22 protein-coding genes are annotated in these 26,459 nt (G+C 70.3%); 21 read left to right on the top strand and 1 reads right to left on the bottom strand.

All coding sequences use genetic code 11. From position 1 onward, the window contains the following. Position 1 precedes the first annotated feature (1 nt). The 20 genes from M3667_RS00580 (at position 2) to M3667_RS00485 (ending at position 24,213) form a co-directional block, all read left to right on the top strand. Complete coding sequence (locus M3667_RS00580; protein WP_251503663.1) at positions 2-1,798, top strand: penicillin-binding protein 2; 1,797 nt, start codon at positions 2-4, stop codon at positions 1,796-1,798. A gap of 64 nt (positions 1,799-1,862) precedes the next feature. Continuing rightward, positions 1,863-3,275: a UDP-N-acetylmuramoyl-tripeptide--D-alanyl-D-alanine ligase gene (gene murF, locus M3667_RS00575; RefSeq protein ID WP_251503660.1), complete on the top strand. Its 1,413-nt coding sequence runs from the start codon at positions 1,863-1,865 to the stop codon at positions 3,273-3,275. Next, positions 3,272-4,378: a phospho-N-acetylmuramoyl-pentapeptide-transferase gene (gene mraY, locus M3667_RS00570; protein ID WP_144827974.1), complete on the top strand. Its 1,107-nt coding sequence runs from the start codon at positions 3,272-3,274 to the stop codon at positions 4,376-4,378. The genes murF and mraY overlap by 4 nt, the downstream gene beginning before the upstream one ends. After that, positions 4,375-5,877: a UDP-N-acetylmuramoyl-L-alanine--D-glutamate ligase gene (gene murD / locus M3667_RS00565; protein WP_251503657.1), complete on the top strand. Its 1,503-nt coding sequence runs from the start codon at positions 4,375-4,377 to the stop codon at positions 5,875-5,877. The genes mraY and murD overlap by 4 nt, the downstream gene beginning before the upstream one ends. 25 nt (positions 5,878-5,902) lie before the next feature. Next, complete coding sequence (gene ftsW, locus M3667_RS00560) at positions 5,903-7,153, top strand: putative lipid II flippase FtsW (RefSeq protein ID WP_251503654.1); 1,251 nt, start codon at positions 5,903-5,905, stop codon at positions 7,151-7,153. An 85-nt stretch (positions 7,154-7,238) separates the two neighbouring features. Continuing rightward, complete coding sequence (locus M3667_RS00555; RefSeq protein ID WP_251503651.1) at positions 7,239-8,312, top strand: glycosyltransferase; 1,074 nt, start codon at positions 7,239-7,241, stop codon at positions 8,310-8,312. A gap of 236 nt (positions 8,313-8,548) precedes the next feature. Beyond that, positions 8,549-9,955, top strand: coding sequence for a UDP-N-acetylmuramate--L-alanine ligase (murC, locus tag M3667_RS00550; RefSeq protein ID WP_251503648.1), 1,407 nt, complete (start codon positions 8,549-8,551; stop codon positions 9,953-9,955). A gap of 2 nt (positions 9,956-9,957) precedes the next feature. Next, on the top strand, positions 9,958-10,890 hold the full coding sequence (locus M3667_RS00545; RefSeq protein ID WP_251503644.1) for an FtsQ-type POTRA domain-containing protein: 933 nt from the start codon (positions 9,958-9,960) through the stop codon (positions 10,888-10,890). A 151-nt stretch (positions 10,891-11,041) separates the two neighbouring features. Beyond that, complete coding sequence (gene ftsZ, locus M3667_RS00540) at positions 11,042-12,229, top strand: cell division protein FtsZ (RefSeq protein WP_144827957.1); 1,188 nt, start codon at positions 11,042-11,044, stop codon at positions 12,227-12,229. 66 nt (positions 12,230-12,295) lie between these two features. Beyond that, positions 12,296-12,982: a YggS family pyridoxal phosphate-dependent enzyme gene (locus M3667_RS00535; protein ID WP_251503642.1), complete on the top strand. Its 687-nt coding sequence runs from the start codon at positions 12,296-12,298 to the stop codon at positions 12,980-12,982. 31 nt (positions 12,983-13,013) lie between these two features. After that, positions 13,014-13,484 carry a cell division protein SepF gene (locus M3667_RS00530; RefSeq protein WP_144827952.1) on the top strand — a complete coding sequence of 157 codons (471 nt, stop codon included), beginning with the start codon at positions 13,014-13,016 and terminating at the stop codon, positions 13,482-13,484. Positions 13,485-13,486: 2 nt separating this feature from the next. Beyond that, complete coding sequence (locus M3667_RS00525; RefSeq protein ID WP_154095839.1) at positions 13,487-13,789, top strand: YggT family protein; 303 nt, start codon at positions 13,487-13,489, stop codon at positions 13,787-13,789. Positions 13,790-13,923: 134 nt separating this feature from the next. Further along, positions 13,924-14,556: a DivIVA domain-containing protein gene (locus M3667_RS00520; protein WP_144827946.1), complete on the top strand. Its 633-nt coding sequence runs from the start codon at positions 13,924-13,926 to the stop codon at positions 14,554-14,556. 9 nt (positions 14,557-14,565) lie between these two features. Continuing rightward, on the top strand, positions 14,566-15,150 hold the full coding sequence (lspA, locus tag M3667_RS00515; RefSeq protein WP_251503639.1) for a signal peptidase II: 585 nt from the start codon (positions 14,566-14,568) through the stop codon (positions 15,148-15,150). A 1-nt stretch (position 15,151) separates the two neighbouring features. Then, the gene (locus M3667_RS00510) at positions 15,152-16,075 is read left to right on the top strand and encodes an RluA family pseudouridine synthase (RefSeq protein ID WP_251503635.1); all 924 of its coding nucleotides are present in this window, start codon (positions 15,152-15,154) and stop codon (positions 16,073-16,075) included. A gap of 136 nt (positions 16,076-16,211) precedes the next feature. Further along, a complete protein-coding gene (gene dnaE, locus M3667_RS00505) occupies positions 16,212-19,724 on the top strand; it encodes a DNA polymerase III subunit alpha (RefSeq protein ID WP_308196410.1) in 3,513 nt (1,170 codons plus the stop codon). A gap of 106 nt (positions 19,725-19,830) precedes the next feature. Continuing rightward, positions 19,831-21,165: a hypothetical protein gene (locus M3667_RS00500; RefSeq protein WP_251503632.1), complete on the top strand. Its 1,335-nt coding sequence runs from the start codon at positions 19,831-19,833 to the stop codon at positions 21,163-21,165. A 183-nt stretch (positions 21,166-21,348) separates the two neighbouring features. Continuing rightward, complete coding sequence (hisD, locus tag M3667_RS00495) at positions 21,349-22,650, top strand: histidinol dehydrogenase (protein WP_251503629.1); 1,302 nt, start codon at positions 21,349-21,351, stop codon at positions 22,648-22,650. Between the two features lie 14 nt (positions 22,651-22,664). Next, positions 22,665-23,177, top strand: coding sequence for a transcriptional regulator NrdR (gene nrdR / locus M3667_RS00490; protein WP_251503625.1), 513 nt, complete (start codon positions 22,665-22,667; stop codon positions 23,175-23,177). A gap of 10 nt (positions 23,178-23,187) precedes the next feature. Continuing rightward, positions 23,188-24,213 carry a quinone-dependent dihydroorotate dehydrogenase gene (locus M3667_RS00485; protein ID WP_251503622.1) on the top strand — a complete coding sequence of 342 codons (1,026 nt, stop codon included), beginning with the start codon at positions 23,188-23,190 and terminating at the stop codon, positions 24,211-24,213. 194 nt (positions 24,214-24,407) lie between these two features. On the opposite strand, the gene M3667_RS00480 is transcribed toward M3667_RS00485, so the two are convergent. Continuing rightward, positions 24,408-24,980, bottom strand: coding sequence for a DUF3043 domain-containing protein (locus M3667_RS00480; protein ID WP_251503619.1), 573 nt, complete (start codon positions 24,978-24,980; stop codon positions 24,408-24,410). Between the two features lie 46 nt (positions 24,981-25,026). Between M3667_RS00480 and M3667_RS00475 the strand changes: the two genes are divergently transcribed. Continuing rightward, a complete protein-coding gene (locus tag M3667_RS00475) occupies positions 25,027-26,421 on the top strand; it encodes a dipeptidase (RefSeq protein WP_251503616.1) in 1,395 nt (464 codons plus the stop codon). The last annotated feature ends 38 nt before the right edge of the window (positions 26,422-26,459 follow it).

Here is a 26,459-nt window from a genome sequence, read left to right as displayed (position 1 = left end):
CATGACGACGACAACCTCCCGGTCCCCGCGGCGTCGCACCGTCGTCGCCCTCTCGATCGTCCTCGTCGTCCTGCTCGCCTTCGTGGTGCGCCTGGTGGACATCCAGGTCGTCAACGCACGCACCCACGTCGACGACTCGCTCGCGATGGGCCTCGAGAGCTCGCGCACCGAGTACGGCACACGGGGCTCGATCGTCGACGAGAACGGCGTCACCCTGGCATCCGCCGTCAACCGCTACGACGTGCAGATCGACCCGAACCTCGCGGTCAAGGGCATCACCACCCGCTCCGACGACGACGACGAGGGCACGACCACCGAGTGGCCGGAGCTGGCCGGGCACATCGCCGCGGTGACGGGTCAAGACCCTTCCGACGTCGAGAAGATCGTCACCGACGCCGTGGCCGAGAACCCCGACTCGCAGTACGCGATGATCGCCAAGAACGTCTCGACCGAGCAGTACCGCGCGCTCGTCGACCTACACCTGCCGTTCCTCAGCTTCCCGCCGCAGGCCGGACGCATGTACCCCGACGGCGCGGTCGCCGGCAACCTGCTCGGCTTCGTCGGCAGCGACGGGCAGCCCCTCGCGGGCCTGGAGGGCGCCGACAACGCGTGCCTGGCCTCGAGCAACGGCAAGGTCGTCTTCCAGCAGAGCCGCGACGGCGTCGTGCTCCCGGGCACCGAGGTCGTGACGCAGCCCGCCGTCGACGGCGGCACCCTCAAGCTCACGATCGACCGCGACCTGCAGTGGTACCTCCAGCAGCTCATCGCCGAGCAGGTGCAGAACACCGGCTCGCTGTCGGGCACCATCACGGTGGTCGAGGCGAAGACCGGCAAGATCCGCGCCCTCGCGGAGTACCCCTCGGTCGACCCCAACGACCCCACCGCGACGCCCGAGAACGATCGCGGCAGCGCGGCCTTCGGCAACCCCAACGAGCCGGGCTCGACGATGAAGGCCATCACGGCCGCGATCGGTCTGGACAGCGGGTCGTTCACCTCCGACACCACCGTGACCGCCTCGTCGAGCGAGACGCTCCCCGGCGGCTCGCGCGTCTCCGACTCGTTCTCGCACCCCGCGAACAACTACACCCTCACGGGCGTGCTCATCGACAGCTCGAACGTCGGCATCTCGAAGTTCGGCGAGATGATCCCGCTCGACACCCGGGTGTCGTACCTCGAGAAGTTCGGCCTCACGCAGCAGACCGCCGTCGGGTTCCCCGGCGAATCGGGCGGCATCATGCGCGACCCCGCCGGGTGGGACAAGCAGACGTTCTACAACACGACCTTCGGCCAGGGCATCTCGGTCACCGTGCCGCAGCTGGCCGGGGCGTACCAGACCATCGCCAACGGGGGAGTGCGCATGCCGCTCTCGATCGTCGAGGGCTGCACCGCGGCCGACGGCACCGTCACCGACGTGCCCGACGCCCAGGGCGAGCGCGTCGTCTCGGCCGACGCGGCGCACCAGGTCGGGCTCATGCTCGAGAACGTCGCCACGCAGGGAACCCTCGCCAAGCAGGTCGCGATCCCCGGCTACCGCATCGCCATCAAGACCGGTACCGGTGAGAAGACCGACCCCACCACGGGGGCCTACAAGGGCGACGCGTACTTCACGACGATGATCGGTTTCGCCCCCGCCGACGACCCCCAGTACGTGGTCGAGGTCAACCTCGACGAACCGCGGACGGTAAAATCGTCGGCGGCCACCGCCCCCGCGTTCCAGAAGGCCCTCACGCAGGTTCTCAAGACCTACCGCGTGATCCCGTCCGGAACCACGACCCCCGAACTGCCCAAGTTCGGCTGAGACACCGCCGACGCCGGTCTCGTCTCGGTAACGAATGCGACACGGAAAGGGCGTCCGCACAGCAATGATCTCCACCAGCCTCTCCCACCTCGCCGACGTGCTCGGCGGGCGCCTCGTCGTCCGCTCCGGCGACACCCCCGACACCACGGTCTCGGGGCTCGTCGACACCGACTCGCGCCTCATCGAGCGAGGCGACATCTTCGTCGCCAAGCCCGGTGAGACCACCGACGGTCACCTGTTCGTCGGCACCGCCGTCGAGCGGGGCGCGGCTCTCGCGATCGTCGAGCGCGAGGTCGAGGCCGAGGTGAGCCAGATCGTCGTCGCCGACGTCGTGGCCGCTCTCGCCGACCTGGCCCGCGACGTCGTCGCGCGCGTGCGTGCGCACGGAGACCTGAAGATCGTCGGCATCACGGGCTCCAACGGCAAGACGACCACCAAGAACCTGCTCGCGCGCATCCTTGAGGTCGAGGGCGAGACGGTCGCCCCGCGCGCCTCGTTCAACAACGAGGTCGGCGCGCCGCTGACGATGCTCCGGGTGACGGATGCCACGCGTTACCTCGTCAGCGAGTTCGGTGCGAGCGCCCCCGGCGCCATCGCACGCCTCGCGGGCCTGGTGACCCCCGACATCGGCGTCGTGCTGATGGTGGGCATGGCCCACGCCGGAGGCTTCGGCGGCATCGAGTCGACGTTCCACGCCAAGAGCGAGCTGGTGAAGGCCACCCGCGAGGGCGGCCTCGCCGTGCTCAACGCCGACGATCCCCGGGTTGCCGCGATGGAGCCGATCGCGCACGAGCGCGGGCAGCAGGTGCGCTGGTTCGGGCGGGGCGAGCGGGCCGAGGTGCGCGCCGTCGACGTCGAGGTCTCGGCATCCGGAACCCGCGCCGACCTGCTGATCGACGGAGAACCCTTCACCCTGACCCTGCGGGTGCTCGGTGAGCACCACGTGATGAACGCCCTCGCGGCCCTGGCCGCCGCCACCGCCCTCGGCGTGTCTGCGGCCGACGCGATCGCGCGCCTCGAGACCGTCGAGATCGCCGAGCGCTGGCGCATGCAGCCGCTCGGCTCCAATCGGGTGCGCATCATCAACGACGCCTACAACGCCAGCCCCGACTCGATGGCCGCGGCCCTGCGCACCCTCGCGCAGATCACCGGCCCCGACGAGCGCACGGTGGCCGTGCTGGGCGCGATGAGCGAGCTGGGGGAGTACGCCGACGAGGAGCACGACCGGGTCGGACTCCTGGCCGTGCGTCTGCGCATCCAGCGCATCGTCGTGATCGGGCCCGAGGCGCGCCGCATGTACCTCGAGGCAATCGCTCAGGGCTCGTGGGACGGTGAGGCGGTGTTCTTCGCCGACGCCGACGCCGCGTTCGACTACCTCTCGACCGAGCTGCGCGACGGCGACCGCGTGCTGGTGAAGTCGTCCAACTCGGCCGGGCTGCGACACCTCGGCGACCGACTCGGGGAGCTCTTCGCGTGAGATCACTTCTGACCGCGGCGGCGATCTCGCTGGCGTTCACCCTGTTCCTCACGCCGGTCTTCCTGCGGTGGTTCCGCAAGTGGGGCTGGGGACAGGTCATCCGCACGCCCGAGAACGTGCACAACCCCTCGCACGGCGCCAAGCGCGGCACGCCCACGATGGGCGGCACGATCTTCATCCTCGGCACGATCGTCGGCTACCTGATCGGCTCGTTCGCCGGCAACAACCCGCCGACGATCTCGGGTCTGCTCGTGCTGTGGCTCATGCTCGGCTTCGGCGTGGTCGGCTTCATCGACGACTACATGAAGGTGCACTACCAGAACAGCCTCGGACTGTCGGGGTGGCGCAAGATCGCCGGCCAGGTGATCGTGGCCGTGCCCTTCGCCATCGTCGCCCTCAACTTCCCCAACGCCATCGGACAGACGCCGGCGTCGGAGTACATCTCCGTGTTCCGCGACATCCAGGTGCTCTCGCTGTTCGCCCTGGGCCCGATCCTCGGCTGGCTGCTCTACCTGGCATGGATCTCGTTCATCGGCACGGCGGCCTCCAACTCCGTCAATGTCGCCGACGGCCTCGACGGCCTGGCCGCGGGCTCGGGCATCTTCGTCGTGGGCGCCTACAGCCTCATGGCCTTCTGGCAGAACAAGCAGATGTGCGCCGAAGCTCTCGACCCGACGGTCCAGGCGGGCTGCTACGCGGTGCGCGACCCCTTCGACCTCGCCATCGTGTCGGCCTCGTTCGTGGGCGCCCTGGTCGGGTTCCTCTGGTGGAACGCGCCCAAGGCCAAGGTCTTCATGGGCGACTGCGGCTCGATGGCGATCGGCGGCGTCATCGCCGCGATGGCGATCCTCACCCGCACCGAGATCCTGCTCGTGCTCATCGCGGGCGTCTACGTCATCGCGTCGGGCTCCGTGATCCTGCAGCGGGCCTACTTCAAGGTCACCCGGGGCAAGCGGCTGTTCCTCATGAGCCCCTTGCATCACCACCTCGAGATGCGCGGGTGGCCCGAGGTCACCATCGTCGTGCGCATGTGGATCATCGCGGGCCTCCTCGCCGTCTCGGGCATCGGATTCTTCTACGTCGAATGGCTTGCACGCGTATGACCGACCTCACCACCCTCACCAGCTGGCACGCCGACTGGAAGGGCCTGCGCGTCGCCGTGCTGGGCCTGTCGGTCACGGGCTTCTCGGTCGCCGACACCCTCGCCGAGCTCGGCGCCGAGGTGCTCGTCGTGACGGAACGGGCGGATGCCGAGTACGCCCGCCTGCTGCCGGTGATCGGCGTCACGCTGCACGAGGGGTCGCTCGACACCGTGCCCGAGGCGCTGACCGCCTTCGCCCCCGAGGTCGTCGTCGCCTCGCCCGGCTTCCCGCCCCACCACCCGGTGATCCGCTGGAGCCTCGAACACGACATCGCCCTGTGGGGCGACGTGGAGCTCGCGTGGCGCGTGCGCGACAAGGTCGTGCGCGCCGACGGCCGGCCCGCCGACTGGGTGCTGATCACCGGCACCAACGGCAAGACCACCACCACGCGCCTCACGGCCGAGATGCTGATGACGGCGGGGATGCGCGCCGTGCCCGTCGGCAACATCGGCACCCCCGTGCTCGACGCGGTGCGCGACCCGAGCGGCTTCGACGTCTTCGTCGTCGAGCTCTCGAGCCACCAGCTCTGGTACCTCAACCGTCAGAGCGGTCCCGACGCGCTCTCGCCCCACGCCGCGGTGTGCCTGAACCTCGCCGACGACCACCTCGAGTGGCACGGCGGAGCCGACGCCTACCGCGCCGCGAAGGCCGGCGTCTACGCCCGCACGCGCGTGGCCTGCGTCTACAACAAGGCCGACGCCGCCACCCGCGAGATGGTCGAAGACGCCGAGGTCGTCGAGGGCGCCCGCGCCATCGGCTTCGACCTCGGTGTGCCCGGCCCGAGCGACCTGGGCGTGGTCGACGGCATCCTGGTCGACCGCGCCTTCCTCGAGGAGCGCGCGACCTCGGCCCTCGAGCTCACGACGGTCGCCGACCTCGCCGAGCGGGGTCTCGCAGCGCCGCACATGGTGGCGAACATCCTCGCGGCATCCGCCCTCGCCCGCTCCCTCGGAGCGACACCGGCGCACATCTTCGACACGCTCGAGCGCTTCCGCCTCGACCCGCACCGCATCCAGGTCGTCGGCGCCCACCGGGGCGTCACGTGGGTCGACGACTCCAAGGCCACCAACCCGCACGCCGCGGCCTCGTCGCTGGCGGCGTATCCCGGAGCCGTGTGGATCGTGGGCGGTCTGCTCAAGGGCGTCGACCTCGGCGACCTCGTGCGCACGCGCGGCGCGACGGTGCGCGCGGCCATCGTGATCGGCACCGAGCGCGACGACATCGTCGCGGCGTTCGCGCGACACGCCCCGGCGGTGCCGCTGTTCGAGGTCGACCACGCTGAGACTGAAGACGTCATGGCGCAGGTCGTCGAACTGGCGGCGGGTGTGGCGCGGAACGGAGACACGGTTCTCCTGGCTCCGGCGGCGGCATCCTTCGATCAGTTCGCGTCCTACTCCGACCGCGGCACGCGATTCGCCGACGCGGTGCGGGCCTGGATCGCCGGCCACGACGGAGCATGACGACCGCAGGACGGAGAGGACACGCGTGACCACGACGGCGCCTCGTCCACGGCAGAGCCCTGACGAACCGGCGCGCGCGGGTCTCGCGGCCCGCGTCTCGCTGGGCCGGGCCTTCCGCCCGGTGCCGAGCGAGTTCCTGCTCATCGCCTCCGCCGCCCTGCTGCTGACCGGGTTCGGCCTGGTCATGGTGCTCTCGGCGACCTCGGCGCTCGACAACGCTCAGTCGCCCTTCGACCACGTGCTCAAGCAGGGCATCTTCGCCGTGGTCGGCATTCCGCTCATGTTCGTTCTGAGCCGGATGCCGATGCAGTTCTGGAAGCGCGTGGCGTGGCCCGTGCTGATCTTCGCCACGGCGTTCCAGATGCTCGTGTACGTGCCGGGGCTGGGGATCGCGTCGTACGGAAACCGCAACTGGGTCAACATCGCGGGCTTCCAGTTCCAGCCCGCTGAGTTCTTGAAGCTGGCCCTGGCGCTGTGGATGGGCGCCGTGCTGTACCGCAAGCGTCATCTGCTGACCTCGTGGAAGCACGTGCTGATCCCGGTGGTGCCCGTCACGGTGCTCGTCATCGGCACCGTGCTCGGCGGAAAAGACCTCGGCACGGTGATGATCCTCGTGCTCGTGGTGCTGGGCGCCCTCTTCTTCGCGGGCATCAAGCTGCGCATGTTCGTGGTGCCCGCGGTCCTCGCGGTCGCGGTCGTGCTCGTGTCGGCCATCGGCAGCGAGAACCGCATGGCTCGCATCACGAGCCTGTTCAACCCCGACGACGCGTCGTGCTACTACACCTCGTGCTACCAGTCGCTGCACGGCATCTGGGGGCTCGCGAGCGGGGGCCTGTTCGGCTTGGGCCTGGGCAACTCGAAGGAGAAGTACGACTGGTTGCCCGCCGCCGCCAACGACTACATCTTCGCCATCATCGGCGAAGAGCTCGGACTCATCGGGTGCATCGTCGTGCTCGTGCTGTTCGCGATCTTCGCGGTGGGGGCGTTCCACATCATCCGTCGCACCGACGACAACTTCGTGCGCATGGTCGCCGGTGCGATCACGCTGTGGATCGTCGGCCAGGCCCTCGTCAACATCGGAGTGGTGCTGCGCATCTTCCCCGTGCTCGGCGTGCCTCTGCCGTTCATGTCGCAGGGTGGAACGTCGCTGCTGTCGGTGCTGATCGCGTGCGGCGTGCTGCTGTCGTGCGCCCGCACGCTGCCCGACCGCCGCACCGAGGTGGTATCGGCGCCGCGAGCGCCGCGCCGTGGGGCGGCCCCGCGCTCGCGCGGCTGAGCATGTCGCGGCGAAGCCCCGTGCCCGCTCGCGTGGTCGGGGCGCCCCGGGCGGGAACGCCCCGCGACCTGGTTAGGGTCGTACGGTGACGACTTACCTCCTCGCCGGCGGCGGCACCGCCGGGCACGTGAACCCCCTGCTGGCCGTCGCCGACGGCCTCCGCGCGCGCGACGCCGCGGCCGACGTGCTGGTGCTCGGCACCCGGGAGGGTCTCGAGGCGCGGCTCGTGCCCCTGCGCGGTTACGAACTGCTCACGGTCGCGAAGGTGCCCTTCCCGCGTCGGCCCGATCGGGCGGCGGCGGCGTTCCCGGTGCGTTTCGTGCGCGCGATCTCGCACGTGCGGCGCCTCATCCGCGAGCGCGGGGTCGACGTCGTCGTGGGTTTCGGCGGCTACGCGGCGGCACCGGCGTATCTGGCCGCGCGGGCCGAGCGCGTGCCGTTCGTCGTACACGAGGCGAACGCCAAGCCGGGCCTGGCCAACGTGCTGGGCGCGCGGTCGGCCGCGGGTGTGGGCGTCGCATTCGCCGGAACCCCTCTGCGCGGTGCCCGCGAGGTCGGGATGCCGCTGCGTCGCGAGATCGTCGAGCTCGACGCCGCGGCTCTGCGCGCCGAGGCGGCCGCGCACTTCGGGCTCGACGCGGCCGCGCCCACGCTGCTGGTGTTCGGCGGTTCGCTCGGCGCGCTGCGGCTGAACACCGCGTTCGGGGGAGCGTGGCAGGACGTGCTCGACGCCGGGTGGCAGCTGCTACACGTCACCGGTCAGAACTCCGACCTGCCCGATCCGGGCGTCGAGGGGTACGCCGTCGTGCGCTACGTCGATCGGATGGACCTCGCCTTCGCCCTCGCCGACTTCGTCGTGTCGCGCTCGGGCGCAGCGACCGTCAGCGAGATCAACGCCCTCGGCATCCCCGCCGTCTACGTGCCGTACGCGGTCGGCAACGGCGAGCAGAGCCTCAACGCCGCCGCGGCCGTGCGCGCGGGTGCGGCGCTGCTCATCGCCGACGCCGACCTCACGCCCGAGCGCGTACGCGCCGAGATCGTGCCGCTGCTCGCCGACGACGACCGGCGCGGCGCCATGCGGGCTGCGGCCGCGCGCACCGGCATCCGCACCGGTACCGAGAACGTGATCACCCTGGTCGACGAGGCCCTGTCACGCTGAGCCTCTGCGCGGCCCGGCCGACGCGAGGTCCGGCCGACGCGAGGTCCGGCCGTCACGAGAACAGGACGACGCCACGAGAACAGGGCGGCCGACGGCATTTCCGCCTGTTCCGGTGACATGCCCTGTTCCGGTGACACCGGGCCTCCGCGGCATGTCCGCGCGCCGAGGTTCCGGCGCCCCGCCCGCCAGCGCGCCGAGGCCGACGCGCAGGATCGGCGACGTAAACTCGCTACGCCATGATCAGACCCGACCTGAGCCTCCCCATCCCCGAGACCATCACCTCCGCGCACTTCATCGGCGTGGGGGGATCGGGCATGTCCGGACTCGCCCGCATGTTCCTCGACCGCGGCATCCGGGTCTCCGGCTCCGACCGCTCCGACGGCGCGGCCCTGCGCGACCTCGCCGCCCGCGGCGCGACGGTGCACGTCGGTCACGACGCGGCTCACCTCGGCGACGCCGACACCGTCGTGCACACCGGGGCGATCTGGCCCGAGAACCCGGAGTTCGTCACCGCCAAGGAGCGCGGGCTGCACGTGATCCACCGCTCGCAGGCCCTGCACTGGCTCATCGGCGGGCGCCGCCTCGTCTCGGTCGCGGGGGCGCACGGCAAGACCACCTCGACCGGCATGATCGTGACGGCCCTGCGCGCCCTCGAGGTCGACCCGACCTTCGTCAACGGCGGCGTCATCGCCGACCTGGGCGCCTCCAGCGGCACGGGCTCCGACGACCTCGTGGTGATCGAGGCCGACGAGTCCGACGGCACGTTCGAGCTCTACGACACCTCGGTCGCGCTCATCACCAACGTCGACCCCGACCACCTCGACCACTACGGCTCGCGCGACGCGTTCGACGCCGCGTTCGCCCGTTTCGCGAACGCCGCCCGCGAGGCCGTCGTCATCTCGGCCGACGACACGGGCGCCCGGTCGGTGCGCGAGCGCATCACCCACGCGCACGTGGTCACGTTCGGCGAGGACGCCGCAGCCGACGTGCGCCTCAGCGGCATCCGCACCGACGGACCCGTCGCCTTCACCCTCACCGCCGACGGCGAGAGCGTCGACGTGCAGCTGCGCGTGCCCGGCGCCCACAACGCGATCAACGCCGCCGGCGCGGTCGCCGTGCTGCGCGTGCTCGGGCACTCCCTCGCCGACGCCGCGCGCGCGGTCGAGGGCTTCGGTGGCACGGTCCGCCGGTTCGAGCTGCACGGCGTGCAGCACGGGGTCAGCGTCTTCGACGACTACGCGCACCACCCCACCGAGGTCGCCGCGGCCCTCTCCGCCGCCCGCACCGTCGTGGGCGAGGGGCGCATCATCGCGATCCAGCAGCCCCACACGTACTCGCGCACGCAGGAGATGTACCGCGAGTTCGCCGAGGTGCTCGAGTCGCACGCCGACCACACGGTCATGCTCGACGTGTACGGCGCGCGCGAAGACCCGGTGCCCGGGGTGACGGGGGAGCTGGTGAGCGGTGCGTTCGCCGACCCCGCGCACGTGCACTACGTGCCGGACTGGCAGCAGGCGGCCGACTACACCGCCGGCATCGCCCGCCCGGGCGACTACGTCATCACCCTCGGCTGCGGCAACGTGTACCAGATCATCCCGCAGGTGCTCGACGCGCTGTCGCGCACCGAGGCCGCGGCGGTCTGATCGTGGAGCGGCCCTCGCCCCTGCCGTCGACTCCGGCCTCCGCTCGCCCGGCCAAGGCTCCGGCCCCGCGCGAGTCGGTCGCCGCGCCGACTGCCGACGAGACCGCTCCGATCCTCCCTCTCGCGCGCACCGAGGTCCCGCCCCTCGACGAGCGGGTTCCGGATGCCGAGGGCGCGAGCCTGCGCGACGTCTGGCGCGCGTCGAGAGCGCGTCGGCGCGCCCTCTCGGCCGAGGTGCGTCGGTTCACCGTGCGCCAGCGCCGTCGTCGCCGCGTGTGGATCGGCGTGGGTGCGGCGTTCTTGGTGATGGTGCTGGGCACCGCCGGCGCCGCGTACAGCCCTCTGTTCGCGGTCGAGCAGATCGACATCGAGGGCGCGTCGTCGCTCGACGTCGCCGCCGTGACCGACGCTCTCAGCGGCCAGATCGGCACTCCTCTCGCCATGGTCGACGACAGTGCGGTCAAGGCCGCGCTCGTGCGCTTCCCGCTCGTGGAGTCGTACACGCTCGAGGCGCGTCCTCCGCACGACCTGGTGGTGCGCATCGTCGAGCGCACGCCCATCGGGGCGATCCAGGGTCCGGCGGGCTTCACGGTGGTCGATGCCGCCGGCATCGCCCTGTCGACCACGCCCGAGGCTCCGGCCGGTCAGCCCGTGCTCGACATCGCGGGCGGTCCCGACTCCGCGGCGTTCCGTGCGGCGGGCCGGGTCGTCCGCGCTCTTCCCGAGACCGTGCGTGCGCAGGTGACCGCGGTGTCGGCATCCACCCCCGACGACGTCACGCTGACGCTCGGTGCCACCGGGTCGCGCGTGGTGTGGGGGAGTGCCGACCGTTCGGCCGAGAAGGCGATCGTCCTCGACCGGTTGATGGCCAAGAGCCCGCCGGATCGCGTCAAGGAATACGACGTGACCTCGCCCGAAGCCGGCGTCGTCCGCTGATATCCGAAGCGATCCTCCGACACTCCGCGTGTCGGTCCCGTGGCGTGCGCGCGGCGACCTACCTTCAACTTAAGGAATTGCATACCGGGCAATTCTTTAACCCTCAACATGAGGTTTAGAGTTTCGGGTTCGGGGACAAACGGAGGCCGGCATGAGCCACAACCAGAACTACCTCGCCGTGATCAAGGTCGTCGGTGTGGGCGGGGGCGGCGTCAACGCCGTCAACCGCATGATCGAGCTCGGCCTGCGCGGCGTGGAGTTCATCGCGATCAACACCGACGCGCAGGCGCTGCTCATGAGCGACGCCGACGTCAAGCTCGACGTCGGTCGTGAACTGACGCGCGGCCTGGGTGCCGGCGCCGACCCCGAGGTCGGCCGACGCGCCGCCGAGGATCACGCGGAAGAGATCGAAGAGGCCCTGCGCGGCGCCGACATGGTCTTCGTCACCGCGGGCGAGGGTGGCGGAACGGGCACCGGCGGTGCCCCCGTCGTCGCCAAGATCGCCAAGTCGATCGGCGCCCTGACCATCGGTGTCGTCACCAAGCCTTTCTCGTTCGAGGGTCGTCGTCGTCAGAGCCAGGCCGAGGCGGGCGTGGGTCGACTGAAAGAAGAGGTCGACACCCTCATCGTCGTCCCGAACGACCGCCTGCTCGAGATCAGCGACCGCGGCATCTCGATGATCGAGGCGTTCGCCACGGCCGACCAGGTGCTGCTCGCCGGTGTCCAGGGCATCACCGACCTCATCACGACCCCCGGTCTCATCAACCTCGACTTCGCCGACGTCAAGTCGGTCATGCAGGGCGCCGGCTCCGCGCTCATGGGCATCGGTTCGTCCCGCGGGGCGGATCGCGCCATCAAGGCCGCCGAGCTCGCCGTCGAGTCCCCGCTGCTCGAGGCCTCGATCGAGGGTGCGCACGGCGTGCTGCTGTCGATCCAGGGTGGCTCCAACCTCGGCATCTTCGAGATCAACGACGCCGCCCAGCTGGTGAAGGAAGCGGCTCACCCCGAGGCCAACATCATCTTCGGTACGGTCATCGACGACACCCTCGGCGACGAGGTGCGCGTGACCGTCATTGCGGCCGGTTTCGACGGCGGCGAGCCCTCGCTGCGCATCGACGCGGTCGGCGCCCAGCGTCCGGCATCCGCCCCGGTCGTCCCCGTCATCCCCGCCGAAGAGGTCGCGCGCGACCTCGACGCGGCCGAGGAGCAGAAGGGCTCGACCGAGCGCGCACCCGAGCGTCGCCCCGAGCCCGCACCGGTCACCGCCCGCGTGCCCGAGACCTCGTACGACGCCGGCTACGCCGACGACGACCTCGACGTTCCGGACTTCCTCAAGTAAGCACGACCGCCTCGACGCGAGCGGGTCCGGTCTCACCGGGCCCGCTCTCGTCGTCGAAGGAGCCCCATGGACACCGCCCTGGCCGACCGCCTCGCCGCCGTCGACGAGCGCATCCGCGACGCCGCCCGCGCGGCCGGACGCGACCTCGACGAGATCACGCGCATCGTCGTGACGAAGTTCCACCCCGCCTCGCTGGTCACCGATCTGTACGAGCTGGGCGTGCGACACGTCGGCGAGAACCGGCAGCAGGAGCTCACCGCCAAGCGCGCTGAGCTCGACGGCATCCGGGATCTCACCTGGCACTTCATCGGCCAGGCGCAGACGAACAAGGCGCGCGCGGTGCGGGCGTCGGCGGATGCCGTGCACTCGGTCGACCGTGCGCGCATCGCCGACGCGCTGCACGCCGCCGATCCGGATGCCGCGCCCCTCGACGTGCTCGTGCAGGTCAACCTCACCGACGATCCGGGCCGCGGCGGGGTCGACCCGGACGGTGTCCCTGCGCTCGCGACGCACGTGGCGGGCCTGTCGAGCCTGAGGCTGCGCGGCGTGATGGCCGTCGCCCCCCTCGACGAAGAACCCGCGCGGGCGTTCGAGCGCCTCCGTCGCTGCGCCGACGCGACACGCGCGGTCGTCGGCGACGCGACGTGGATCTCGGCCGGCATGACCGGCGACTTTCCCGAAGCGATCGAGATGGGCGCGACACACCTGCGGATCGGCTCTGCAATCACGGGCCCGAGACCCGCGCGCCAGTAGCCTCGAACCAGACGAGCGAACGGAGGATGCGATGTCGAACCCCCTGAAGAAGACCATGGTGTACCTGGGCCTCGCCGACGAGGAAGAGACCTATGAGGAGACCGCGCCGCAGCCCATCGCGCGCAAGCAGGCAGCGCCCGCAGCTCCGGTCGAAAAGGCCGCGCCGGTGACCCCCCTGCACCGTCCCACCGTGGTGCGCCAGCCCTCGGTCGGACCCGTGAGCGAGATCCTCACGGTGCACCCCAAGCAGTACCGCGACGCGCAGCTGATCGCCGAGAACTTCCGTGAGGGAATCCCGGTCATCATCAACCTGTCGCAGATGAGCGACGCCGACGCGCGTCGCTTGATCGACTTCGCGAGCGGGCTCTCGCTCGGACTGTACGGCCGCATCGAGCGGGTGACGAGCAAGGTGTTCCTGCTCTCTCCCGAGAACATCGCCGTGTCCGGCGACGGTGCGATCGCGCAGGCCGACCCCGAGGGTGCGCCCTTCGCGTCCCAGTAACAGTGGCCGTCCTGAGCCTCATCGGCTCCATCCTCAGTGCGATCCTGTTCGTCTACATCGTGTTCCTGCTCGCGCGCCTGGTGCTCGAGTACATCCCGATGTTCAACCGTGAGTGGCGTCCCCGTGGCGCCACCCTCGTGATCGCCGAGATCGTCTACACCGTGACCGATCCGCCCATCAAGCTGATCCGTCGCGTCGTCCCACCCCTGCGCATCGGGGGGATCGCGATCGACTTCGGTTTCGCGATCGTGATGTTCGTCTGCTTCCTGCTGTTGAGCGTCACGCGGTCCCTCGCGGCCGCGTAACGCCCTCACCGCCGCCCTTCGTCCGTGCCCTTCGACACCGACGGAGGGCGGCGGCTATGCTGTTCCGAAGCGGTACGCCCCGGTGCGACACCCCCATACAGTTCCGATTCAGAGCTCTCGAAAGAGGAAACACCATGGCACTGACCCCCGATGACGTCGTCACCAAGCAGTTCCAGCACGTTCGCTTCAAGGAGGGGTTCGACCCCGATGAGGTCGATGACTTCCTCGACGAGATCGTCGTGGAGTGGCGCAAGACCATCGCCGAGAACGATGAGCTGAAGACCAAGCTCGCGGCGTACGAGTCGGGCGAGGCCGCCCCTGCCACCACCGAGGCCCCCGTCGCCGAGGCCCCCAAGGCCGAGGAGCCCAAGGTCGAAGAGGCCGCTCCGGCGCCCGTCGCCGCCCCGGTCTCGGCTCCCGCGTCGTCCGACGTCGAGCCCGCCGCGCAGAGCGCCGGCATCATCGAGCTCGCGCAGCGTCTGCACGACGAGCACGTCGCCGAGGGCAAGGCCCAGCGCGACCAGCTCATCGGCGAGGCGCAGGCGCAGGCCGCGTCGATCGTCGCCGAGGCCGAGCAGAAGGGCCGCGAAGAGCGTTCGCGTCTCGAGAAGGAGCGCGTGACCCTCGAGGCCCGCATCACCGAGCTGCGCAACTTCGAGCGCGACTACCGCTCGCAGCTGCGTTCGTACATCGAGGGCCAGCTCCGCGACCTCGACACCAACGCGTCTTCCTCGGGCTCGACGCCGGTGTCGGCGATCGGTCTGTAGGCCGACTCTTTGCGCAGTCGATCACCCCTGCGTTCGGCGGCGGCCGGCATCATCATCGCGATCCTCGCGGTGCTGGTGCTGGCCGCCGACCAGTTGGCGAAGACCGCCGCGATCGCCTCGCTCCCCGCAGAGCGCGTCGTGCCGGTCATCGGCGAGTTCCTGCAGTTCTACCTCGTCCGCAACCCCGGAGCGGCGTTCTCGCTCGGCGAGAGCGTCACGTGGTTGTTCACCATCGCGCTGGCCGTCGTGGCCTGCGTGATCATCTACCTCGGCATCCGCCGCGTGCGCTCGCGCCTGTGGGCCGTCGTGCTCGGCCTTCTGCTGGGCGGCGTGCTCGGCAACCTGACCGACCGACTCGTGCGCGAGCCCGGCTTCCCGGTCGGACACGTCGTCGACTTCATCTCGACGCCGTGGATGATGCCCGCCATCTACAACGTGGCCGACATGTTCATCGTCACGATGATGATCTCGGTCGCGCTGCTCGTGCTGTTCGGCCTGCGTCTCGACGGCACCCGCGAGACCCGTGCCTCGCGCGCCGCCGAAGCCGACGCCTCCGACGACGTCGCCGCGCCGCACGACCCGGGCACCCGCTGACATGGAGTCGCGGAGCCTGCCCGTCCCCGACGGGCTCGAGGGAACGCGCATCGACCAGGCGCTGGCCAAGATGCTCGGCTTCTCGCGCACGTTCGCGGCCGAGGTCGCCGACGCTGGGGGAGTGAGCGTCGACGGACGCGTCGCCGGCCGCAGCGACCGCCTGCACGCGGGCGCGTGGCTGAGCGTCGAGTGGGAGCCCAAGCGCGACCCCGAGATCGTTCCGGTGGAGGTGCCCGATCTAGGCATCGTGCACGACGACGACGAGATCGTCGTGGTCGACAAGCCCGCCGGTGTCGCCGCTCACCCCTCCGTGGGGTGGGAGGGCCCGACCGTGCTCGGCGCCCTCGCCGCCGCCGGATTCCGCATCGCCACGAGCGGCCCGGCCGAGCGCCGCGGCATCGTGCACCGGCTCGACGCCGGCACGAGCGGTCTGATGGTGGTGGCCAAGACCGAGCGCGCCTACACGCTCCTCAAGAGCGCGTTCAAAGAGCGCGAGGTCGACAAGATCTACCACGCCGTGGTGCAGGGGCACCCCGATCCTCTCGCGGGCACGATCGACGCGCCGATCGGACGGCATCCGCACCACTCGTGGAAGTTCGCCGTGACCCCCGACGGCAAGGACTCGATCACCCACTACGAGACCCTCGAGGCCTTCCCGCGCGCATCGCTGCTCGAGATCCACCTCGAGACCGGGCGCACGCACCAGATCCGCGTGCACATGGCCGCGCACCGGCATCCGTGCGCGGGCGATCCGCTCTACGGCGCCGACCCCACTCTGTCCGCGCGCCTCGGCCTCACGCGCCAGTGGCTGCACGCGCATCGGCTGGCATTCGCGCACCCGGGCACGGGGGAGCGGGTCGAGTTCGAATCGCCCTACCCGGCCGACCTCGCGCACGCGCTCGACCTTCTCGGCGACGGCGTCTGATCACCGCGCGGCCGGTGCCGACACGCCGCCGGCGCTGACGCGATGCGTTCCGACGCGCCCGGTGAACACCCGCGAGCAGGGAGTCCGCCGCGAACATCGAGGGGTCGATGTCGGAGGCCGAACGTAGACTCGATCCGTGGCAGCAGACTCCTTCGTTCACCTTCACGTGCACAGCGAGTATTCAATGCTCGACGGCGCGGCGCGCATCGGTCCGATGGTCCAAGAGGCCGTCAAACAGGGCATGCCCGCGATCGCCGTGACCGACCACGGCAACACCTTCGCGGCGTACGAGTTCTACAAGACCGCGAAAGACGCGGGCATCAAGCCGATCATCGGTATCGAGGCCTACGTCACCCCCGGAACCCACCGCTCCGACAAGACCCGCGTACGCTGGGGCACCCCCGAACAGCAGAGCGACGACGTGTCGGGTTCGGGCGCGTACACCCACATGACCCTGCTGTCCGAGACGACGCAGGGCATGCACAACCTGTTCCGTCTGTCGTCCAAGGCGAGCATGGAGGGCTACTACTTCAAGCCCCGCATGGACCGCGAGCTGCTGCAGACCTACAGCAAGGGCCTGATCGCGACGACCGGTTGCCCCTCGGGCGAGGTGCAGACGCGCCTGCGCCTCGGGCAGTACGAAGCCGCCCGCGCCGCGGCGGCGGAGTTCCAGGACATCTTCGGCAAAGACAACTACTTCGCCGAGATCATGGACCACGGTCTGTCGATCGAGCGCCGGGTCATGAGCGACCTGCTCAAGCTGTCGAAAGACCTCGACATCCCGCTCCTCGGCACGAACGACCTCCACTACACGCACCAGCACGACGCGACCAGCCACGCGGCGCTGCTCTGCGTGCAGTCGGGTTCGACCCTCGACGATCCGAAGCGCTTCAAGTTCGACGGAGACGGCTACTACGTCAAGTCGCCCGCCGAGATGCGGCAGGTCTTCCGCGACCATCCCGAGGCCTGCGACAACACTCTGCTGATCGCCGAACGCTGCGAGGTCGAGTTCGACACCTCGGCCAACTACATGCCCCGCTTCCCCGTCCCCGAGGGCGAGACCGAGGGCAGCTGGATGATCAAAGAGGTCGAGAACGGCCTGAACGACCGCTACCCCGGCGGCATCCCGGATGCCGTGCGCAAGCAGGCCGAGTACGAGACCGACGTCATCCTGCAGATGGGGTTCCCGGGCTACTTCCTCGTCGTCGCCGACTTCATCAACTGGGCCAAGCGCAACGGCATCCGCGTCGGACCAGGTCGCGGTTCGGGCGCCGGCTCGATGGTCGCCTACGCGATGAAGATCACCGACCTCGACCCCCTGCAGCACGGTCTGATCTTCGAGCGCTTCCTCAACCCCGACCGCGTCTCCATGCCCGACTTCGACGTCGACTTCGATGACCGTCGTCGTGGCGAGGTCATCCAGTACGTCACCGAGAAGTACGGCGACGAGCGCGTCGCGCAGATCGTGACGTACGGCACCATCAAAGCCAAGCAGGCGCTGAAAGACGCCGGTCGCGTGCTCGGTTTCCCCTTCAGCATGGGCGACAAGCTCACCAAGGCCATGCCGCCCGCGGTGATGGGCAAAGACATGCCGCTCGACGGCATGTTCAACCCCGAGCACCCGCGCTACAAAGAGGCGAGCGAGTTCCGCACGCTCATCGAGACCGACGCCGAGGCCAAGACGGTGTTCGACACGGCGCTCGGTCTCGAGAACCTCAAGCGCCAGTGGGGCGTGCACGCGGCCGGCGTGATCATGTCGAGCGAGCCGCTGATCGACATCATCCCGATCATGCGCCGCGAGCAGGACGGCCAGATCGTCACGCAGTTCGACTACCCGGCCTGCGAGTCGCTCGGCCTGATCAAGATGGACTTCCTGGGGTTGCGCAACCTCACGATCATCAACGACGCGCTCGACAACATTGAGGCCAACCGCGGCCACCCCCTCGTGCTCGAAGAGCTCGAGCTCGACGACCCCGCGTCGTACGAGCTCCTCGCTCGCGGCGACACGCTGGGCGTGTTCCAGCTCGACGGCGGGCCGATGCGCTCGCTCCTGCGCCTGATGCGCCCCGACAACTTCGAGGACATCTCGGCGGTGCTCGCGCTGTACCGCCCCGGCCCCATGGGCGTGAACTCGCACATCAACTACGCGCTGCGAAAGAACAAGCAGCAGGAGATCGAGCCGATCCACCCCGAGCTCGAAGAGCCGCTGGCCGACATCCTCGACACCACCTACGGCCTCATCGTCTACCAGGAGCAGGTGATGGCCGTCGCCCAGCGCGTCGCCGGATACACCCTCGGCCAAGCCGACCTGCTGCGTCGCGCGATGGGCAAGAAGAAGAAGAGCGAGCTCGACAAGCAGAAGGAGATCTTCTTCGGCGGCATGACCGAGCGCGGCTTCGGCGACGTCGCGCAGCAGACGCTGTGGAAGGTGCTCGAGTCGTTCGCCGACTACGCCTTCAACAAGGCGCACACCGCGGCCTACGGTCTCGTGTCGTACTGGACGGCCTACCTCAAGGCGCACTATCCGGCCGAGTACATGGCCGCCCTGCTCACCAGCGTCGGCGACTCCAAAGACAAGATGGCGGTGTACCTGAACGAGTGCCGCCGGATGGGCATCAAGGTGCTGCCGCCCGACGTCAACGAGTCGATCCGGTACTTCGCGGCCGTCGGCGAAGACATCCGCTTCGGCCTCGGCGCCGTCCGCAACGTGGGCACCAACGTCGTCGAGGGGATCGTCGCGTCGCGGCAGGACGCCAAGTACACGTCGTTCCACGACTTCCTCGCAAAGGTCCCCGCGCACGCGGCGAACAAGCGCACCGTGGAGTCCCTCATCAAGGCGGGGGCGTTCGACTCGCTCGGGTCCACGCGCCGCGCGCTCATCGAGGTGCACGAAGACGCCTGCGAGGGCGCCGTGATCGACAAGAAGCGCGAGGCGAACGGCGAGGTCGGCTTCGACTTCGACTCGCTGTGGGACGAACCGCAACAGGTCGTCAAGGTGCCCGAGCGACCCGAGTGGACGAAGAAGGACAAGCTCGCGTTCGAGCGCGAGATGCTCGGCCTCTACGTCTCCGACCACCCTCTGGCGGGTCTCGAGGTGCCGTTGGCGAAGCACGCTTCGACGTCCATCCACGATCTGCTGGCGTCCGAAGACGTGCAGGACGGCGATCAGGTGACCGTGGCGGGTCTGCTCACGAGCGTGCAGCATCGCGTCGCCAAGCAGAGCGGCAATCCCTACGGCATGGTCACCGTCGAGGACTTCAACGGCGAGGTGACCGTGATGTTCATGGGCAAGACCTACGCCGAGTTCGCCCCGGCGTTGGTCGCCGACTCGATCATGGTCGTGCGCGGGCGCGTGTCGCGTCGAGACGACGGGTTGAACCTGCACGCCCAGAGCGCTTTCGCCCCCGATCTCGAAGGACTCGACGAGACCGGGGGACTCACGCTGGTGGTCCCCGAGCAGCGGGCCAACGAAGCGCTCGTCGGCGAGCTCGCGCAGATGCTGCGCCGTCACGCCGGCTCGACCGAGGTGCAGCTCAAGCTCCACAAGGGCGGCACGGCGAAGGTCTTCGAAGTGCCGATGCCCGTGCGCGTGACCGCCGATCTCTTCGGTGAGCTGAAAGGCCTGCTCGGCCCCAACTGCCTCGGCTGAGGTCGCCGCCGCCGCCTCCTCCTCTTCTGCCGCAAGCCCAGCGGATGCCGTAGCCCACCTGGTTAGGATGACCGGGCGCTTCGGCGCCTCTGTCGAAAGGACCACCGTGACCGATCAGAACCCCCACGACGGCGTCACGTCTCCCGATGCCCCCGACGAGCGCGACACCGTCGCCCCCGTCGTCCCGGATGTGTCCGCGCACGAAGCCGCGGAACGCGACACTTCTCCGCACACCGGCACCCGTTCGGCCGACGCCGACATGTTCGAGGACGATTCCTCGTCCTCGGCCGGCTACGCGGCCGCCGCGAGCGCACGCTCTCCGCACGCCGAGCACACCCCCGTGTCATCCGTCCCCGCGGCATCGCACGCCAACGCCGCAGCGCACGACCGTGACCGCGAGCGCCCCTCGGGCGACGTTCAGTACGGCGTCGGTCCGTTCTCGATCCGCGAGGTCAGCCTGCTGGGCATCTGGGTCGTGGCGTTCTTCGTCTCGTTCTTCCGCACGAACATCCTCGACTCGCCGTCGGCGGTGCTGATCGGCGGGCAGAACGTCTGGCTGTCGGGGCTGTGGTGGATCCCGACCGTCGCGCTGCCCACCGTCGCGGTCGGGCTCCTCGTGCTGCGTCGTCTCTCACCGCAGGGCATCCGCCGCGTCGGATCGCTCGGCATCGATCAGTTCGCCTCCGTCGCGTTCACGGTCTCGGCCCTCGTCTGGGTCGCATGGGTGTGGGACACCGTGGCCGTGTTCAACGAGACGGGCATCTGGACGCGCTCGTGGGTCATCTGGGTCGAGGCGGTCCTCCTCCTCGCCGGAGTCGTGCTGACGGTTTTCGCCCCCTTCATCCCTCCGTTCTCGGCTGACTTCCGCGGCCGCGAAGAGGTCGCCGCGCACCGCAACGCGCGCCCGATCCGCCCCGTCACCGCGCGTCCGCGCACGCCGCGACCGGCCCGCACCGCGGCGACGACGCATCCGGCGCCCGTCGAGGAGGCACCGACGCCCGGCAGCTACACGGGCTCGACCGATCTGCCGCACGCCGAGGCCGAGGCGCACCCGCGCACGAGCGTGATGCCCGCCGCGCACGACGACAACGACACCGACGTGTTCGCGTCGCTGCGCGACGACCACGACGCCGACGAGCACCGCACCGGCTACGCGCGTCGCAGTGGCGACGCCCACACCGCGCTCTCGGAGCAGCCGGGCGACCGCGATCACGACGAGCACGCACACGACGAGCACGAGGCGCACCCGCACGCGCAGGCGTTCTGGGCGCTGGTCCCCGAGGAGCGCGACGTGGTCGATGATTACGGCTCGCCGATCTTCCGCATCGGACCCACCGCGTGGGCCCTCGTCATCGAGGACCGCGGAGAGGCGTTCGTCGTCCGCCACGACGACGGTCGCATCGGCTACCTGCACGACGTCTCGGGAGTGACCCGCGGCTGAGGCCGACCCGAAAGGGGTCGCTGCGTTTCTCGCGGCGGCCCCTTCCGTCGTTCCCGGGTCGGCCGCGCGACGGCACCCTCGACCTCGTGCGGGTTGACCAGCCGCCCCGCGCCCGCCTGAGCACACGCTGCGAGCCGACGCGGGCGCGCGAGGGCGTCCGCGGGCGGCCGGTAGCCTGGACGCATGCTCCGCACGATCGATCTCCGCGGCCGCGTGCTCTCGCCGGCCGAGCTCCTCGCCGTCGTTCCCCGCGCCGACGCCGCCCGTGACGAGGCCCTCGCCACGGCCGCGCGCCTCGTCGACGACGTCGCCCGTCGGGGCGAAGAAGCTCTGCGGGAGCAGGCTGCGCGCTTCGATCGGGTGAACGACCACGCCTTACGGGTTCCCGCCGACCACCTCGACGAGGCGCTGCGCGACCTTGATCCCGGCATCCGTTCCGCTCTCGACGAGGCGATCGCGCGCGTGCGTCGGGCCTCGGCGGCTCAGGTGCCCGCCCCGGTCGTGACCGAGCTCGGTGAGGGCGCGCGCGTGACGCAGCGCTGGCAGCCCGTGCGCCGGGTCGGCCTCTACGTGCCGGGCGGCAAGGCCGTCTATCCCTCCAGCGTGGTGATGAACGTCGTACCCGCGCAGGTCGCCGGTGTGCGCGAGGTCGCGCTCGCCTCCCCGCCGCAGTCGGAGTTCGGCGGTCGCGTGCACCCTGTCATCCTCGCCGCGGCCAAGCTGCTCGGCGTCACCGAGGTTTACGCGATGGGCGGCGCGGGGGCCATCGGCGCCTTCGCCTACGGCGTGGCCGAGATCGGACTCGACCCGGTCGACGTCGTCACGGGGCCGGGCAACAACTTCGTCGCCTCGGCCAAGCGCGCCGTCGCCGGTCGCGTGGGCACCGACTCCGAGGCGGGTGCCACCGAGATCCTCGTCGTCGCCGACGACAGCGCGGTTCCGGCCCTGGTGGCGGCCGACCTCGTCAGCCAGGCCGAGCACGACGAACAGGCCTCCGCCGTTCTCGTCACCGACTCCCTCGCCCTGGCCGATGCGGTCACCGCCGCGCTTCCCGCCCGGGTCGAGGCGACCCGCCACACCGAGCGCGTCACCGCCGCATTCCACGGACCACAGTCCGCCGTCGTGCTCGTCGACGACATCGCTCAGGCCACCGCGTTCAGCAACGCGTACGCGCCGGAGCACCTCGAGCTGCACCTGGCCGACCCCCGGCCCGAAGACTTCGTCAACGCGGGTGCGGTGTTCGTCGGGCCGTACACGCCGGTCAGCCTCGGCGACTATCTCGCCGGCAGCAACCACGTGCTGCCCACCGGGGGACAGGCGCGCTACGGTGCCGGGCTGTCCGCCGCGACCTTCCTCCGCCCCCAGCAGGTCGTCGAATACGACCGCGCGGCCCTCGCCGCCGTGCACGAGGCCATCGTCACCCTCGCCGACGCCGAGGCTCTACCGGCCCACGGCGAGGCCGTCACCGCGCGGTTCGACGCGTAGTCCGGCGGGCGATCATGCACTGTCCTTTCTGTCGCAACCCCGACTCGCGCGTCATCGACTCGCGCACGAGCGATGACGGCCTCAGCATCCGTCGTCGTCGTCAGTGCCCGAAGTGCGGCGGTCGCTTCTCGACGGTCGAGACCGCGGGTCTGAACGTCATCAAGCGCTCGGGCGTGGTCGAGCCGTTCAGTCGCGAGAAGGTCATGTCGGGCGCGCGCAAGGCGTGCCAGGGGCGTCCCGTGACCGACGCCGATCTCGCCGTCCTCGCGCAGAAGGTCGAAGAGGCCATCCGCCAGACCGGGTCGTCGCAGATCGAGGCGAACGAGATCGGCCTGTCGATCCTCGGACCGCTTCGCGAGCTCGACGAGGTCGCGTACCTGCGCTTCGCGAGCGTGTACCAGGCCTTCGACTCGCTCGAAGACTTCGAGGCGGCCATCGCCCAGCTCCGCGCCGATCATGCCGGCCGGACGGATGCCGATGCGGCGTCGGATCCGGAGCGGATGAGCGAGCACGACACCGTCCAGTAATCTGGCCGGGATGTATCCCCTCCTCTTCCGCACGGTTCTCACCCGCTTCCATCCCGAGTTCGCCCATCACCTGGGCGCCCTCGTCATCCGTGTCGCGGGTGTCGAGCCGGTGGCATCCGTTCTGCGTCGTTTCACCGCCCCGGCCCCCGACCAGCGCGTGCACGCGCTCGGGCTGACCTTCGAGTCGCCGTTCGGCGTCGCCGCCGGCTTCGACAAGAACGTCACCATGGGCCGCGGTCTGGGTGCGCTCGGGTTCGGTCACGTCGAGGTGGGCACCGTCACAGCCCTGCCGCAGCCCGGCAACCCCAAGCCCCGACTGTTCCGGCTCGTCGCCGACCGTGCCGTCGTCAACCGGATGGGCTTCAACAATGAGGGAGCCGCCGTCGCCGCCGCCCGCCTGCGGCGCCTGCGCCGAGCGCGACGTCGCCCGGTCATCGGGGTCAACATCGGCAAGAGCCGCGTGGTCGCCGTCGACGACGCCACGACCGACTACGTCCGCTCCGCCCGCCTGCTCGCCCCGCTCGCCGACTACCTCGTCGTCAACGTCTCGTCGCCGAACACGCCGGGCCTGCGCGGCCTGCAGGCGGTCGAGACGCTGCGCCCGCTGCTGACCGCCGTGAAGGACGCCGCCGGCGACACGCCCCTGTTGGTCAAGATCGCGCCCGATCTCGCCGACGACGAGGTGCAGCAGATCGCGCGGCTCGCCGTCGACACGGGGCTTTCGGGCCTCATCGCCACGAACACGACCATCGAGCGCTCCGGGCTGCGTACGCCGGCGGCGACGGTCGAGGCAGCCGGGGCGGGCGGGCTCTCGGGAGCACCGCTGAAGCAGCGTTCGCTCGACGTGCTGCGCCTCGTGCGCGCGGCCGTGCCCGCGGAGTTCGTCGTGATCTCCGCCGGGGGAGTGGAGACGGCCGACGACGTGAGAGAGCGCGTCGATGCCGGAGCCACCCTCGTGCAGGGATACACGGGGTTCCTGTACCGCGGTCCGCTCTGGGCTCGCCAGATCAACCGGGGTCTCGCGCGCGGTCGCTGAGGTCCGGGGTCCTCGTGTACCGGCCGCCCCGCCACCACACGTCGAGTCTCCAAGACACGCCGCGCCCGGTCGGGTCGAACGGCGTGTCTCGGACGCCCAACGCGGGAGCGGGCCTCGACGCGCGCGGCGCGAGGCGACCCGCGAACGACGAAGCGGCGCGCCCGGAGGCACGCCGCTCGGTCACATCGGTCGGATCAGACGGGGTACTGCCCGCGCTTGACCTGCGCCTTGGGCAGGCGCATGAAGCGCATCTGCACGGTGCGCATCGCGGCGTACCAGCCCAGGCCCTTCTCGAGACGCGTCTCGCCGAACTTCTCCTTCGCCGCGCGCTTGACGCGGATCGAGGTGATGATCATGTCGCCGACGACGAAGAGGATGAAGATCCACAGCGCCACGAACGACCAGTACTGGAAGAACGCGACGGGGATCAGCGTCGCCACGATCACGAGCACCATGAAGGGCATGACGCCCTCGCCGAGGTGCCAGCCGGCGTCGACGAAGTCGCGCGCGAACCGGCGCTGCGGGCCGCGGTCGCGGACCGGGAGGTACTTCTCCTCGCCGGCGGCCATGCCGATGCGGGCCTTCTCGCGCTGCGCGGCGAGCTCTGCACGCGCGCGGGCCTTGGCCTCTTTCGTGTCGGGCACCAGCGGACGCTTGCGGGCAGCCTCCTGCTCGGCGCGCGACGGGGTGGCGCGGCCCTTGCCGAGTCCACTCACCGTCGAGTCGACGGGGGTGTCGTTGGGGGCGGGGGCGGGGGACTTGGCCACGGGAAACCTCGGTGCTTCGCTGATCGGGAGATTTAAGATTACCCGCATGACCCTCGACCTGTCCCGGCAGGACGCTGTGCAAAAAGCAGCGGACTCCGGCATCCCCTCCGCCCTGGCCGATCTCGGCTCCCTCGTGCGCATCCCCTCGATCGCCTGGCCGGCGTTCGACCAGTCGGCCCTCGTGAAGAGTGCGGATGCCGTGGCCGCCCTCCTCGAGGGCACCGGTGTCTTCGACTCGGTCGAGGTCAAGCGCGCCGCGATCCCCGGAACCGACGAGTTCGGCCAGCCCGCCGTGCTCGCCACGCGCGCCGCGCGCAACGGACGCCCCACCGTTCTGCTCTACGCCCACCACGACGTGCAGCCTCCGGGCGACGAGGCGCTGTGGGAGTCGCCGCCGTTCGAGCCCACTGTGCGCGACGGTCGCCTCTACGGCCGCGGCGCCGCCGACGACAAGGCCGGCATCATGGCGCACGTCGGCGCGATCCGCGCGGTCGCCGAGGTGCTCGGCGACGACCTCGACCTCGGCATCGCCGTCTTCATCGAAGGCGAAGAAGAATACGGCTCGCGCTCGTTCGCCCAGTTTCTCGCCGACAACGCCGATGTGCTGCGCGCCGACGTGATCGTCGTGGCCGACTCGGGCAACTGGGACGAGCGCACGCCCGGGCTCACCGTCTCGCTGCGGGGGAACGCCCGCTTCACCCTGACCGTCCGCACCCTCGAGCACGCGTCGCACTCGGGCATGATGGGCGGCGCGGTTCCGGATGCCATGCTCGCCACCGTCAAGCTGCTCGCGACCCTGTGGGACGACGACGGCGCGGTCGCGGTGGAAGGCCTCGCCGTGCGCGACGCCGAGACCCCCGCCTACGACGAGGCGACGCTGCGCGCGGAGTCGGGCCTGCTCGAGGGCGTCAGCCCGATCGGGCGCGACTCGATCCTCAGCCGCATCTGGAACAAGCCCTCGGTCACCATCATCGGCTGGGATGCCACGCCCGTCGAGGCCGCGTCGAACACGCTGGCGCCGCAGACGAGCGTCGTCATCAGCGCGCGGGTCGCCCCGGGGCAGGATGCCGAGGAGGCCTTCGCGGCGGTCGAGAAGCACCTGCGCGCGCACGCGCCGTTCGGCGCGCAGCTGGAGTTCACCGACGTCGACTGCGGCGACTCCTTCCTCGTCGACACCAGTGGGTGGGCGGTGGGAGAGGCCCGCGCGGCCTTCGCCGACGGATACGGCGTCGACTCGGTCGACGTCGGCATCGGCGGCTCGATCCCGTTCATCTCCGACCTCGTGCGCGAGTTCCCCTCGGCGCAGATCCTCGTGACCGGCGTCGAAGACCCTCACGCGCGTGCGCACAGCCCGAACGAGTCGCTGCACCTCGACACGTTCCGCAACGCCCTGGTGTCCGAGGCGCTCTTGCTCACTCGCCTGAACGGCCGCACGGTCTGATCGGATCCGCGGGGGCGCGACGGGCGTAGACTCGTGAC

Origin of the sequence: Microbacterium sp. P26 (assembly GCF_023712585.1) — a bacterium.
Classification (GTDB): Bacteria; Actinomycetota; Actinomycetes; order Actinomycetales; family Microbacteriaceae; genus Microbacterium; species Microbacterium algihabitans_A.
This window is presented reverse-complemented; position numbering and strand designations above follow the sequence as displayed.

Coding starts and splice junctions, on each gene's coding strand:
- M3667_RS00530 (WP_144827952.1), top strand. CDS start 13,014: ATGTCGAACCCCCTGAAGAAGACCATGGTGTACCTGGGCCTCGCCGAC.
- M3667_RS00475 (WP_251503616.1), top strand. CDS start 25,027: ATGACCCTCGACCTGTCCCGGCAGGACGCTGTGCAAAAAGCAGCGGAC.
- M3667_RS00580 (WP_251503663.1), top strand. CDS start 2: ATGACGACGACAACCTCCCGGTCCCCGCGGCGTCGCACCGTCGTCGCC.
- murD (WP_251503657.1), top strand. CDS start 4,375: ATGACCGACCTCACCACCCTCACCAGCTGGCACGCCGACTGGAAGGGC.
- M3667_RS00520 (WP_144827946.1), top strand. CDS start 13,924: ATGGCACTGACCCCCGATGACGTCGTCACCAAGCAGTTCCAGCACGTT.
- M3667_RS00485 (WP_251503622.1), top strand. CDS start 23,188: ATGTATCCCCTCCTCTTCCGCACGGTTCTCACCCGCTTCCATCCCGAG.
- murC (WP_251503648.1), top strand. CDS start 8,549: ATGATCAGACCCGACCTGAGCCTCCCCATCCCCGAGACCATCACCTCC.
- M3667_RS00510 (WP_251503635.1), top strand. CDS start 15,152: ATGGAGTCGCGGAGCCTGCCCGTCCCCGACGGGCTCGAGGGAACGCGC.
- hisD (WP_251503629.1), top strand. CDS start 21,349: ATGCTCCGCACGATCGATCTCCGCGGCCGCGTGCTCTCGCCGGCCGAG.
- nrdR (WP_251503625.1), top strand. CDS start 22,665: ATGCACTGTCCTTTCTGTCGCAACCCCGACTCGCGCGTCATCGACTCG.
- ftsZ (WP_144827957.1), top strand. CDS start 11,042: ATGAGCCACAACCAGAACTACCTCGCCGTGATCAAGGTCGTCGGTGTG.
- murF (WP_251503660.1), top strand. CDS start 1,863: ATGATCTCCACCAGCCTCTCCCACCTCGCCGACGTGCTCGGCGGGCGC.
- M3667_RS00535 (WP_251503642.1), top strand. CDS start 12,296: ATGGACACCGCCCTGGCCGACCGCCTCGCCGCCGTCGACGAGCGCATC.